The sequence below is a fragment of the Mucilaginibacter sp. NFX135 genome, from assembly GCF_048565145.1.
In the GTDB taxonomy this organism is placed as follows: Bacteria; Bacteroidota; Bacteroidia; order Sphingobacteriales; family Sphingobacteriaceae; genus Mucilaginibacter.
Genome location: NZ_CP183412.1, coordinates 4,427,255 through 4,440,170, shown reverse-complemented (window position 1 = coordinate 4,440,170; position 12,916 = coordinate 4,427,255). Strand labels below are relative to the sequence as shown.

Genomic DNA, 12,916 nt, shown 5'->3' with positions numbered 1-12,916 from the left:
AGTTGTTTTTTAATAGTACTCATGAATGTTGCACAGTTCGTTTTTTAATGGTAATGAAGCTATCATGAGCTGTATTTTTCACGTTATTATTTGTTTTCAACGGCGTTCAAGAAATCGCTGCGCTAAGTTTATTCAGGTTTATGAGCTGTAGCTCATGATGGTTTCATTGTTATATTTCTTTTCCTAAAGATAAATATGTTTTGGCGGAATTCACCCTCTAAGTTGTCGTTTTTACACAGCGTTAAGTCCCGAAGTAAATTCCAACTTTGTATTGTCAATAAGTTTCAAACTAAAACCAAATTAAGCATTGTCATGAAAAAATTATTCAAAACACCTAACCCTTTTAAATCAATACTACTAATGGCAATCATGATGTTTGCCGCGTTTCAATCAAACGGACAACAGCTTAAACCGGCTAACAGTGGCTATGCCCCTGTAAATGGCACCAAAGTTTATTATGAAGTGTATGGTGAAGGCAGACCTATCGTTTTACTGCATGGTGCTTTTATGACCATTGAGGGGAATTGGGGCCAATTAATACCTGAATTGTCAAAAACAAGAAAAGTAATTGCCATTGAATTGCAAGGACATGGGCACACGCCGTTTTCAGACAGGAAACTATCGCATACTACTTTAGCCAGTGATGTGGCGGGAGTAATGGATCAACTGAAAATTGACAGTGCCGATGTAGTAGGATATAGTTTTGGCGGCTCTGTAGCTTACCAGTTTGCTATACAAAGTCCTAAACGATTAAGAAAATTAGTGATCATCTCTTCTACTTATAAAAGTACCGGTTGGAGGCCCGAAATAGCTAACGCGTTTAAAGGAATGAAGCCTGAACTATTTGCAAATAGTCCGATGAAAGCGGCATACGATGGGGTAGCGCCCGACAAAACAAAATGGACAAAGTTCTTAGAACAGATGATTGCTTTTGCCGGTGAACCATTTGACCTGGGCGACTCCAATATCGCAAAAATTTCTGCACCTGTATTGATCATCTCGGGCGACAATGATGGCCTGGATAAAGTGGAGTTGGCGAAAACTTATCAATTATTGGGAGGTGGTGTATCTGCGGATCTGGCACCGATGCCAAAATCGCACTTGGCCATCGTTCCTTCGCAGAGCCATGTCGGCCTAATGATGCAGACTAACACCATATTAGGTTATCTGAATGGCTTTTTAAAGTAGCTATATTCGTAATTGGTATTAAAAAGATGCATCGATAAATGTTTTCGAGCTATAAGTAAAAAACGAACAAAAAGGTAATAATTTCAATTAAACTAAGATGAGAAAGATAATCGTTTTAACATTTATGACATTAGATGGTGTGATGCAGGCACCAGGCGGACCTGAAGAAGATACATCAGACGGCTTTAAATATGGCGGTTGGTCGGCGCCTTATGAGGACGAAGTTTCTGGCGAGGTAATGCAAAAACAGATGGAAGCCACGGATATTCTTCTGGGCCGAAAAACATTTGATATTTTTGCCTCTTACTGGCCTCAACATGCTGACTATTGGCCGGGCATCAATGATGTCACGAAATACGTCATATCCAACACCATAAACGAGTCGGATTGGGAAAATTCGGTGTTCTTGACAAGCGTTGGCGATATCGAAAAGCTCAAAAATTCAGAAGGGTCCGACATCAAAGTTTGGGGAAGCAGCGAGCTCGTTCAGCTACTATTGAAGCATGACCTGGCAGACGAACTCTGGCTTAAAATTTATCCGGTAATTCTTGGCAAAGGGAAAAAGTTGTTTAACAACGAAGCAGTTCCGGCAGCATTTAAATTAACAGAGAGTCATGTTACACCAAGTGGGGTGATTTTTGCCAATTACAAGCGAGCTGGAAAAGTAGAAACAGGTACTATTGGCGCTTAAGAACGTGCAATAATTTCAGGGAAAAAGCTTCTTCCGTCCCCTGAGGATATGCCAGCCGGTCGAGCGAAAACTGAACAAAGTACTTTTTAATGTATCGTATTCGATAAATGCTACTGTATAACCATGACAAAAAATAATCTGTTGCGAATGGACAACGTCCTTATAGTTGTCGACGATCTTGAAGCCGTGAAAGCCTTCTTTATCCAGCTCGGATTTGAACTGGAAGGCGAAACGATAGTGGAGGGACCTGCTGTAGATCGTCTCATTGGGCTTCAGAATGTTCGCGCTACCCTTGTGTTCTTACGCACGCCAGATGGCCATGGACGGCTTGAACTTGACAAGTTTCATACGCCTGACGCGATAAGAACCGGGCCAGAGAAGGTCCAGGTGAACGAACTTGGAATCCGCCGCATTATGTTAGCCGTCGATAACATCGATGAAGTAGTTACACGCCTGCTTGCCAATGGTGCCGAACTGGTAGGTGAAGTTGTACAATACGGAGACACGTATAAACTCGCCTACCTCCGCGGTCCGGAAAGCATCATCGTCGGATTAAGCGAGCAGCTCAGGTAACAGATCAGTAGCGATAGATATCCGGTATATTCCGGATGGCAAAAAAGCCCCTTAGGCGTTCGTTCACACTGAAAAGGAGCATAAGGGTTTCCTTGGATAATATCAATATTTGGCAGCACCTATATCAAAAGCACCGATAAGCGGGCGCGGAGTACTAAAATAATCAAAACTTACGCCATAAGCGGTAGTGTTTTGTCCCGCCTTAATAAGGGGTGATGATGATGATAAATGGAAATCGCCTCCATAATAATTTACATATTTAACGTTATCAACATTGTTAGTGATGTAATTATTTAAGGCTGTAAGTTTAACACTGCTGCTCTTTCTGATGATGGCAAGGCTTTCTGCTCCCGATTGAACAATAACGTTATTGATAACGGTATTCATTGGTATAGTTTCTGAATTTAATTTTATACCCCCCAGTTTAGAAGCGATAATGGCATTATTTATAAACCGAAAGTAGGGGCCCGGCGTATATCTTGAATCGGCAAAAATGCCATAGCCCTTTGAATTTAAAATATAGTTATTAAACACCTGGTTGTTTCCCAGTCCAAGCACAATAATGCCGTTACCCGGGGCATTACTGATCAGGTTATTATAACACCTGCCCCCGGTTCCTTCGCCTATTTGTATGCCGTTATCCTGGTATGCCGAAAAAGGGCTCATTCCTGAGTTTATAACCATATTATTATAGATCTCGCATCCAGAAACGGCGCTGCCAACCTGGATTCCCTCAGAACCGGTAGAATCAACAAAGTTGGCATATATTTTAGCGTTTACCACATCGTGAGGTAAAACCGTGCCACAGGAAAGTGATACCCCGTCGGCATAAAAAGAATTGCCTATATAAAGTCCCTCGCCACCCGTTTTATGAACATAATTGTTGTGAACAAGTACATTTTTCATTGTAAAATGACCACGCCATGTTGCTGCATCGCAGGATGGGTCTGTTTTTGCCATAATACCGGCAAAACCGCTGTTACAAACTTCAACCCCGGCAATCTCAAAATCTGAGCTCAGATCATCCATTGTCATACCGATGTTTCCACCATTTACAACCAACCCATTCTTAACTGAGGCAGTACCTTTGCCTATTACTTTAAAATAGCTGCAATTTTGTGTTTTAAACGCGTATGAAGCCGTAACGGATGCAGAGATAATTGCTTTACCGCCTTGATTAGTAATAGTAATAGGAGCTGCTATGGTTCCTTTAAGGTTTTTAAACAGCAAAGAACTCCGTGTTCCGGCAGGTATAAATATAGTAGCTCCTGCTGGTATATTGGTGCCGTCAACCATCCATTCCGAAGGCTTAACTGTATAGGTAAAGGTAGAAACCGCTTGGGTTTGCGCACTTACGGATTCTGTATTTGCTGTAAGATTTACCGGTTTTTCAATGTTGCTTTTAGTACACATGGCGAAGGATGATATAGCCAGCGCGCCAGCCATTATGCGGATCAGGTGATTTATATTTTTCATGTATTAATTTAGGAGCGGCTGAAAAAAATGTACTGGATTCAAAGCGTTATCATATATATCAGGCTTCCGGCCTGGCAAAGTGGCTTATTATACGGTGCTTTTGGTATATGGTTACCTGACTTTGTAAAAATTAGTTAGCGGCTTTACCTCCAATACAATTCTGATCCTCTCTCATTTAAGTTAACCCGTAAAATCTAAATGAGAACTAAAGAGTATCCGGAAGGCATGTTCACGGTCAGGAGACTCCTCAGGAGTCCAATTTCTTTAAACTTTATCTATAAACAGGAGGCCTCTCTGAGGCCGAATAGTAGTCCGGGTACACCATTATAGTATAATCGCACTGCCAGCCCCGACGGGGCCACGTGTTTATAGCTCTAAAACAACACGCTTTTTGGCTCCGTAGGCGCCTCCTGTTGAAATTTTAGATTGGCGAATTTTTATGGGTTAACTTAAATCCGCCAGATACCCTGAGTTATATACAAACAGCATAAAGGCCCGCAATCAAACGATTGCGGGCCTTTATGCTGTTTACCCTGTTAAACCAAGGCTCTGCGTTTTAAGGTAAGCACAGCGATCTCGGGCCAGATACCTATGCGGCCTTTTAATCCTAAGAAACCAAAACCCCGGTTTACATAAAGGTAAAGACCGCTTTTTTGATAAAGGCCCGCCCATTGTTTATAAACATATTTAATGGGGCTCCATTTAAAGCCAAACAGCTCAAAGCCAAATTGCGCGCCGTGTGTATGGCCCGAAAGTGTGAGATGGATAGGTTGATGGTGACCAAGCGTTACGGCATCCCAGTGCGAGGGATCATGTGACATCAGGATCTTGAAGGCCTCGTTCGGTACATTGGCTGTCGCTTTTTTAAGATCGCCGTATTTATGAAAGCCGCCTTTGCCCCAGTTTTCAACGCCAATGAGCGCGATAGCCTGGTTGTCTTTTTGAATAGGCGTAGCCTCGTTCAGCAGCAACTTGAACCCGATCTCCTGGTGCACTTGTTTCAGCCGGCTGAGATTGGCCTGTTGATCGGCCTCATTTTCCCACCGCATATAATCGCCATAATCATGATTGCCCAATACCGAGTATTTACCATAAGGCGCTTCCAGCCCGGCAAATGCCGGTATCCAGGGATCCATTTCGGTAGCCTGGTTATTAACCAGGTCGCCGGTAAACAATATCATATCACTTCGCTGAGCATTAACCAGGTCGAGTCCTTTTTTTACACCCTTAGCATCGCTGAAACTGCCGGAATGAATATCGGATAATTGGGTGATTGTAAAACCATCGAACCGCTCCGGAAGATCATCAAAAAACAGCGTTTCCCGGCGTACTTTATAGTAGTGTCGTCCACGTGTGATGCCAAACAGTAAAAGCCCGAAAAACATAACCGCTATTACCAATGCTAACTCACTCACCGCATAGCTGCGCGGCGGAAAACCACGAAACAGACGAGTGAAATCTTCCAATACTAATACAGTGGAGCTCACCAGCTTGGGTATAAAGGATAACAGCATCGAAGCCATTAGCCAGGATATGAGTTTGGTATTACGCGTAAATGCACCTAATATAATGGTACCGGCCAGTAAAGCATCAAATAACCAGTAGGCCAGGTATACGGATGTATTGACGGTAAGCGTGGTAACAACCGAAAAAAAGTAAATATCAACAATAAGCCATAAAAGGATGATGGCGAGGATTCGTGTCTTCATATATGGCTATGACGAATATGCCCTCAAAAGATTTTAAGGATATGAGCATGATGGCAATTGGATGACAAAATATATATATGTAACAATATAATTACAGTTGATACTATAGCGATCATGTAACCTTTTTAGCTTCAATGCTGTCTTGTAGGCATGAAATTACTGTACTTGTCTTTTTTATTTTTATTTTTATTCACATTATTTCTATCCAATCCTGCTAATGCTCAAACAAAAGAGGGCAAAATTTCGGGCGCGGTTTTAGATGACGCCAAAAAACCGCTGGACGGGGCTACAGTAATTTTACTTACCGCAAAAGATTCGGTGGTTTTAGGTACCAAACTGGCTAACCCCGATGGTAGCTTTGCTTTTCAAAATTTAAAAGATAACACTTACCTTCTCAAGGTAACTTATATCGGCTATAAAAATTATAGGAGCAGCCCTGTACTGATCAGCGGGCAAAAAGCGGTTATTCTGTCACCTTTTATTTTATCGTCAATAGGGAAAAAGTTGGCCGAAGTAAACGTTACCGCCCAAAAATCATACGTACAACAAAAAATTGACCGCACAGTAGTTAATGTTGGGGCGCTGATATCTAATACCGGTGCTAATGCCCTGGAAGTGTTGTCAAAGACTCCAGGCGTTCAGGTTGATGCCGATGGTAATATTACTTTTAAGGGCAAAAGCGGGGTAATGGTCATGATCGATGACAAACCAACCTATCTTCCGGCTGCTAACCTGGCTACATACCTGCGTTCACTGCCATCTTCGGCATTGGATCAGATAGAGCTAATGGATAACCCGCCCGCCAAGTATGATGCCGCTGGAAACGCGGGTGTGATCAATATCAAAACTAAAAAAAATACCACCAGGGGGTTTAATGCCGTAGTATCGGCAAATTTTGCCCAGGGTTTTTACGGCAGGATGGATGAGAGCATTAACTTTAACTATCGTATAGACAAGGTTAACTTTTTTGCCAATGTTGCTTATAACAAGCAGAAAACCTTCAGAAGGCTCGAAATAGACCGCAATTATTTGGATGCTAACGGGGATATTGCTTCTTCTTTAAAAGATATTTCCTATTTCAGGCCATCCGGTAACAATACTAACATTAAAGCGGGCTTAGATTATTTTATATCTCCAAAAACAACCTGGGGAGTTGTATTTACCGGCAACATATCCCGCGATCATGACAGCAGTCCGGTATACAGCTTACTATATGATAAAAGCGGCGGATTGGACTCAACCATTAACACGCTTAATACATCCAAAAATAAGTTTGACAGCAAAGGCATCAACCTGAACTATACCCATAAGTTTGATAGTATAGGCCGTACCCTTACGTTCGATCTGGACTACATTCATGATATATCAGGCAGCAACCAGCTGTTTGTAAACAACACTTTTTTGCCCGATGGTACTTTAACAAATACGCAAACCATAAGCGATAATTTACCATCAACCATTAATATTTATTCGGCAAAGGTTGATTATGCCCACCCACTTAAAGGCAAGGCGAAACTGGAAGCCGGGGTTAAAAGCAGCTATGTGAATACAGATAATGCAGCTAATTACTTTAATGTGATTGATGGTGTAGGTACTATCGACTATAACAATACCAACCGGTTTTTATACAAAGAAAATATAAACGCCACGTATATTAATTTCAATAAAACCTTCGGCCGGTTTTCTGTACAAACAGGCTTGCGATTAGAGAATACCAATGGTGACGGGCACCAGTTGGGAAACGCGCAAAAGGCAGATTCATCATTTGTTAAGCATTATACCAATCTTTTCCCAACTGCTTATTTTTCCTATAACCTGGATACAGCCGGGCATAACGTGTTGGTTGCTTCTTATGGCCGCAGGATTGGCAGACCAAGCTATGGAAGTTTAAATCCCTTTACCTTTTTTGTAGATAAGTTTACGTATTTCTCTGGCAACCCTTTTCTGAAACCACAGTTTACGGATAATTATAAGCTGGCCTACAGTTTCAAAAGTTTATTTACAGTGGCAGTTACTTATAATTATACAACGGATGTTCAAAACGAAACCATTCATAAAGATGGTAATGTGTTTGTGAGTACTACAGGTAACATAGGGCAACAAAAAACATGGAATTTTTCGGTCAACAGCAATCTTCAGCCTGCCAAATGGTGGTCGGTTAACTTATATGCGGAGGTATATAAAAATACTTACCAGGGGCAATTTTACACCGGGTACCTGAATCAATCGCAATATACCTTTAGCGCCAACGGGAACAATCAATTCACGATATCCAAAACCTGGAGCGCTGAGTTAAGCGGCTGGTATAATAGTGGTGGTACTTATGGGCAGTTTGTTTCTATACCTACTGGTATGCTTAATGCCGCCGTTCAGAAAAAAATATTGAACAACAAGGCTTCCATCAAGTTGAATGTGCGCGATGTTCTTAAAACGTTTAGTCCAAGCGGTACTATTACCAATATTGCAGATGCTACCGCTACCTATCATAATTTTGTAGATACACAGGTGGCAACCCTTTCATTTACCTATAGCTTTGGAAAATCGATCACTATACCGCATAAACGCGATACTGGCGGCGCCAGCAGTGAACAGGACAGGGCGCATTGATATGTAATACGATTAAGCTTGTGTTTCCAAAATCCTTCGTGTAAAAACCGTTACTCCTGAGATATTAGTGAAAGCAAAATAATCGTAAATTATTACGAAATTTGTGGTGATGACGGAATTGAACGAATACGAGTGTGAAATGCTGGATGCGATGCTGGAAGCCTTTGGTATACCAGACAGCCTGACGCGCACGCAATTGCTCAAGCTTTTTGACGGTGATGAAGCTACGGCTTTTGCCATGGTACAAATATTAACATGGGAAGGGCTGATCAAGGAGTCGGGCAATCATGGCGATTATGAACTGCCAGAGAAATTGATACTGAAGCCTAAAGGCGAGAAATTCCTTAAAGATGGCGGTTTTAGCCGTCGTTATCAGCTGGAACAGCAAAAACCCGTGGAGGTTGGCGGTACGCTGGTTAAACTACAACAGCAAAATATGCGTCTGCAAACCGAAAAACTGGCCAACCAGTCCGAAATTTCCAGGCTGGAAAAACAGGTTAATAGCTATAAGACCCGTCAGTATATTTGGTGGGCTTTGATCCTTATCGCATTGATCCTGGGTTACTGGCTGGGCCATAAATAAAAGCGTTCGCCCAGGAATAAGTGCATTTATTCAGTAGGCTCAACACCTTTTTCGGTATTGTCGTCGTCTTCCCTTTCCACGGTGATGGTACATTCTGTTACCAGGGCAGCCAGCGTACCTATAGCCGCGAAAATAGGGGCCAGTATAACGCCCAGCAGACCAACGCTTAAAGGAAAGCTCATCAGTTCTTTGCCTGTCTTATCAGTGATCGTGATGCGGCTTATATTACCTTCATGAACCAATTCTTTTATTTTTCCCAGCATGGCCTCGCCACTTATGGAAAATGATTCTTTTTTACCCATTGCAGAAAATTTATAATTTGGTTATTGGATGGTCATCAGCAGGTTTTGTTACAACGTTATATACCAACTTATTGCATTTTTACAAACGTTACATTTCTGGCACGGTTAACTGATATTTTAAATCCGTTGATTTTATTATTAGTAGCGTTCCTTGTAAAATATATGTCAGCGCCCCCGTCGGCACTTTTGAAGCCATCATAATAAGTAGGGCTGATGGATTGATCGTTTACCGGGGCGATATGGAGGGTAAGTTTCCCGTTTTGGAGTATAACTGTGTACTTACTTTCTGTTTCGGAAGAGTAATATACACCGGTATAGGCTTTAAGGTAATCCTCGCTACTGCCTGGTTCTTTTACCTTTTTGTAAAGGGTAGTATCCTTTGTTTTTGAGATGTGAATAAAACCTTTATCATTAAATAACGCCTGCTCCCCGTTAATACTAAAAGAATTGTGCCCAACAGGCCGGAATTTAAAGCGTGCAGTACACAGGGTGTCATTTTTTAACATCAATTGCGTACCGCTGCCATTTTTGGAATTTTGATACCAGCCTGTAAATACTTTTAACTGACCGGGCGAAATAGGATAGGTTTTAGCAGGCGTTGTTTTTGGCGATGAGTGTTTTTCATTATCCGGAACCAGAAGGTCCTCAACCCGTCGGACTAAACTAAAATCCGCATTGGAAACATTGCTTAAAAAAGCGACAGACAGATGTAGTTGAGGGTAATGAAAAAGCAATGAACGGTAACCCGCCGTAGCGCCGTCATGGAAAATATAATCCCATCCGCGGTGCTTTTGTATAAATAATCCTATCCCGTAAGAATTTTCCGCACCACTGTTCAGGTGATCAATAGCTATTTGCTGCGATAGCAGGGAAGGGCTGCCAAATTTGCCTCCCCAATAGTATTCGTTCCATTTTAAAAGATCTTCGGCAGTTGTTAACAAGCCACCATTGCCATAAGCGTTTTCATTAGGCATATCGGTTTCGTAGCCAGTATCCGTTGTATGATAGGCTATGGCCCGGTTTAAAACAATGCGTTTAAAATTGTCGCGCCACTGGGTATGTGTCATCCCTGCTGGTTCAAAAATGTATTTTCGGGTAAATTCAGCCAGCTCCATGCCGGTGATGCGTTTAATAATAAGCGCCTGCAGGTTAAAGTTCGAATTGCTGTAAATAAACTCATCGCCAGGCTTATTATTCAGCGCTTTTTGGTGCGATACTATATACAACACATCATCGTTGCTGTACGTTTTGGTAGATCGGGGCCAACCTGCAATGTCCATTACAGAACCCCAATCGCGCAGCCCGCTGGTATGATGGAGCAGGTTGCTTATCCTGATCACTGTACCATAATCCGGTATTTCGGGGAGGTACTTGCGGATATCATCGTTAAGTGAAAGCTTACCTTGTTGCGCCAACAGCAAAATGGCCGCGGCGGTGAATTGTTTGGATACTGAACCTGCTTCGGTTACTGATACTGGGGTTAAAGGTACCTGGTGCTCCAGATCGGCCATGCCCCATGCTTTGGAATAAATAATCACTCCATTCCTGCTGATAGCCAGTTCATAGCCCGGATTTTGAGGCTTACATGCGCTGAATATTTTATCTATCTGCGTCAGGGTATCCTGCAAAGTTTGTGCCTGTGCAAAAGAGGAAATTAATAAAAAGGTGATAAAGACAAACAGTTTTTTCATGCAAAATGCGGAGTGATCCATTTTGTATTCATTTTTTGTATAAATGACGCTAATTTATTTTACTTCGTTACAGTTGATTATCGAATAATGGCAGTTTGATACCTCAAACCTTTAATGCAGTCCTGGTATATAACTCCCACTCGTTTAATACCGCTTTTCTATCATCGCTCCAAAATAGTCTTTCTGTATTGTTATAGGTTTGGCTAACAAGCGGGATGCTCAGGTCTTCCTTTTTTCTGATATAGGCCAGTAGATTTTTTAACTCTTTGTCTGCTCTTTTTGACCCCGAATAAGCTAACGAATAGGCCACTGCTTCAAAATAGCGGAAAGTATTTTTTTTATCACTCCTGTAATATTTATAAAAATCGGTAGCATTATTTATCCTGGAGAGAAATTTCTTTTCGGCCCGATTCATTATCGCTGCCAATTGCTGGCTAAGCGGCTCAACCTGGCTTTCGTTATAATCCCACCATTGGCGTTTGTCAGGGTCTGGCAGCATATCGCCAAAAGATAATGCCAGGTAATTTTTGGGTGTATAAAGTGGCATAACAAAGGCAGTCAGCTCAAACTTATCTTTGTCAAAAGACGAACTATTGAAGCAAAATCCTTTTAACAAACCTGATGCGATTTCTGAATAAATCAAATGATCTTTATGTTGCCAGTTATCCGTATGTAGTTGTTGCTTCAAATGGTTATTAAAAAGTGATTTGATAATGGCCTCTTTCATACTATAATAATCGCTTAGTTCATATAGATTTAAATTTATTTCATTCTATTGATGGCTTTGTGTTAGTGAGACTATCCTGGTCAAACACAACTTCCGGTTGATTGAAAGCAGCTGAAACCTTTTTTTGAATGATCACACACCCGCCGATAAAGATAAGCGCTGCAAATAAGCATAGTATAATATAATAGGGTTCGCCCAATAAGGATAAAAAATCTTGTTTGTTTTTGGGTAGAAATAAAAATAAGGAAGCAGCTGCATTATTGGTTGCATGTATGATCATCCCGGGGATAACTGATTGAGTTTTATAGTAAACCCAACCTATGAACAGGCCTCCAAAAAAAGCCGGGAATGCCTGCCAGGGATTCATATGCATTAACGCGAAAAATAGGGCCGAGATCAATATAGCTTTACGCGGGGAGTAATTTTTTAACAGGCCTTTTAAAATTATTCCACGGCATAATATTTCTTCCAGAATGGGAGCCGCGATAACTATGGCGATAATGGAAAAAGTATCTTTTGTGAGCATCTCCTCAAAAAATTTCTGTACGGATAAAGGCATCGGTATAATTTCAGAAACACGCTCTAAACCAATATTTAAGGCTATGGAACAAATGATAATTACCGGTACAAGCCAGCCTTGTATTTTATTAAAACTGATATGGAAAACAGAAACCTGCTGCTTTTTACTTTTTTTAACGGCATACCAAATAGTTAGTAAGAAACCAATGATATAGGCCACTAAATTCACAAATGACTTTGCTAATGGTGATTTAAAGCCCCAATATTTAAGTGCTTCCAATAAAATTGCCCCTAATATTCCACCGGTAAACATAAAGCCGATGGTTACAAAAAATAGGGTGAAAATCGATCTTGCATCGGGGTAGGCAAATTGAGAAAGAATTGGCGTATCAGTAACAGGGTAGTTAACTAAAGGACGTTCTGGTTCAGGCTGGTTCATATAACAATATTATAAAAAATTTACTGAATATAAATCGGCCTAATTCAATAGCACGTTTAACGTCGCCTGTTTTAAAAAATATTCATCGTGCGATATAATCAGTAGTATGCCCTTGTATTCATTGATCGCATTGGTTAAGATCTCGATGTTTAAGGTCACGCAAACGTTTGTGTAAACTCAATTTATCCAGCTGATAATATGGATATTAGAAAACGCCAATATCTTGTTTAAATCGTAATGGTTTAAATCATAATAACCTGCTAAAACATGCAAAAGAAATTCATCAGACGCAGAGACTTTATTAAACAAACAAGCCTCCTGACCGCAGGCTTAGTCACCATACAGCTGCCGGGATGGAGCAAAAGCATATCCAAGCCGGGCTATCCGCTGCATAGCAAAATTTAAACATTA

At 41.2% G+C, this 12,916-nt stretch carries 12 protein-coding genes; 6 read left to right on the top strand and 6 right to left on the bottom strand.

The features are described 5' to 3' along the window. Positions 1-312: 312 nt before the first annotated feature. The 3 genes from ACNURT_RS18410 (at position 313) to ACNURT_RS18400 (ending at position 2,452) form a co-directional block, all read left to right on the top strand. Positions 313-1,188 (top strand): alpha/beta fold hydrolase, encoded by an 876-nt coding sequence (locus tag ACNURT_RS18410; protein WP_419698960.1) that lies wholly within the window; start codon positions 313-315, stop codon positions 1,186-1,188. 97 nt (positions 1,189-1,285) lie between these two features. Next, the gene (locus ACNURT_RS18405; RefSeq protein ID WP_419698959.1) at positions 1,286-1,879 is read left to right on the top strand and encodes a dihydrofolate reductase family protein; all 594 of its coding nucleotides are present in this window, start codon (positions 1,286-1,288) and stop codon (positions 1,877-1,879) included. A gap of 123 nt (positions 1,880-2,002) precedes the next feature. Continuing rightward, a complete protein-coding gene (locus ACNURT_RS18400) occupies positions 2,003-2,452 on the top strand; it encodes a VOC family protein (RefSeq protein WP_370995442.1) in 450 nt (149 codons plus the stop codon). A gap of 102 nt (positions 2,453-2,554) precedes the next feature. Here the strand turns inward: ACNURT_RS18400 and ACNURT_RS18395 are convergent, their stop codons facing one another. Together ACNURT_RS18395 and ACNURT_RS18390 are read right to left on the bottom strand one after the other, a co-directional pair. Further along, positions 2,555-3,928, bottom strand: coding sequence for a right-handed parallel beta-helix repeat-containing protein (locus ACNURT_RS18395; RefSeq protein WP_419698958.1), 1,374 nt, complete (start codon positions 3,926-3,928; stop codon positions 2,555-2,557). A 536-nt stretch (positions 3,929-4,464) separates the two neighbouring features. Beyond that, the gene (locus tag ACNURT_RS18390) at positions 4,465-5,637 is read right to left on the bottom strand and encodes a metallophosphoesterase (RefSeq protein ID WP_419698957.1); all 1,173 of its coding nucleotides are present in this window, start codon (positions 5,635-5,637) and stop codon (positions 4,465-4,467) included. 150 nt (positions 5,638-5,787) lie between these two features. Here ACNURT_RS18390 and ACNURT_RS18385 point away from each other — a divergent pair, with 150 nt between their 5' ends. Both ACNURT_RS18385 and ACNURT_RS18380 read left to right on the top strand, forming a co-directional pair. Beyond that, positions 5,788-8,244 (top strand): outer membrane beta-barrel protein, encoded by a 2,457-nt coding sequence (locus tag ACNURT_RS18385; protein ID WP_419698956.1) that lies wholly within the window; start codon positions 5,788-5,790, stop codon positions 8,242-8,244. Between the two features lie 109 nt (positions 8,245-8,353). Then, positions 8,354-8,827: a hypothetical protein gene (locus ACNURT_RS18380; RefSeq protein ID WP_419698955.1), complete on the top strand. Its 474-nt coding sequence runs from the start codon at positions 8,354-8,356 to the stop codon at positions 8,825-8,827. A gap of 26 nt (positions 8,828-8,853) precedes the next feature. On the opposite strand, the gene ACNURT_RS18375 is transcribed toward ACNURT_RS18380, so the two are convergent. The 4 genes from ACNURT_RS18375 to ACNURT_RS18360 form a co-directional block, all read right to left on the bottom strand. Continuing rightward, positions 8,854-9,129, bottom strand: coding sequence for a DUF4342 domain-containing protein (locus ACNURT_RS18375; RefSeq protein WP_419698954.1), 276 nt, complete (start codon positions 9,127-9,129; stop codon positions 8,854-8,856). Between the two features lie 68 nt (positions 9,130-9,197). Beyond that, positions 9,198-10,820 carry a serine hydrolase domain-containing protein gene (locus ACNURT_RS18370; protein ID WP_419698953.1) on the bottom strand — a complete coding sequence of 541 codons (1,623 nt, stop codon included), beginning with the start codon at positions 10,818-10,820 and terminating at the stop codon, positions 9,198-9,200. Between the two features lie 103 nt (positions 10,821-10,923). After that, the gene (locus tag ACNURT_RS18365; protein ID WP_419698952.1) at positions 10,924-11,547 is read right to left on the bottom strand and encodes a hypothetical protein; all 624 of its coding nucleotides are present in this window, start codon (positions 11,545-11,547) and stop codon (positions 10,924-10,926) included. Between the two features lie 40 nt (positions 11,548-11,587). Beyond that, entirely contained in the window at positions 11,588-12,505 is a 918-nt protein-coding gene (locus ACNURT_RS18360) for a CPBP family intramembrane glutamic endopeptidase (RefSeq protein ID WP_419698951.1), read from the bottom strand. A 267-nt stretch (positions 12,506-12,772) separates the two neighbouring features. Between ACNURT_RS18360 and ACNURT_RS18355 the strand changes: the two genes are divergently transcribed. Then, positions 12,773-12,910 (top strand): twin-arginine translocation signal domain-containing protein, encoded by a 138-nt coding sequence (locus tag ACNURT_RS18355; RefSeq protein WP_419698950.1) that lies wholly within the window; start codon positions 12,773-12,775, stop codon positions 12,908-12,910. Positions 12,911-12,916 lie beyond the last annotated feature (6 nt).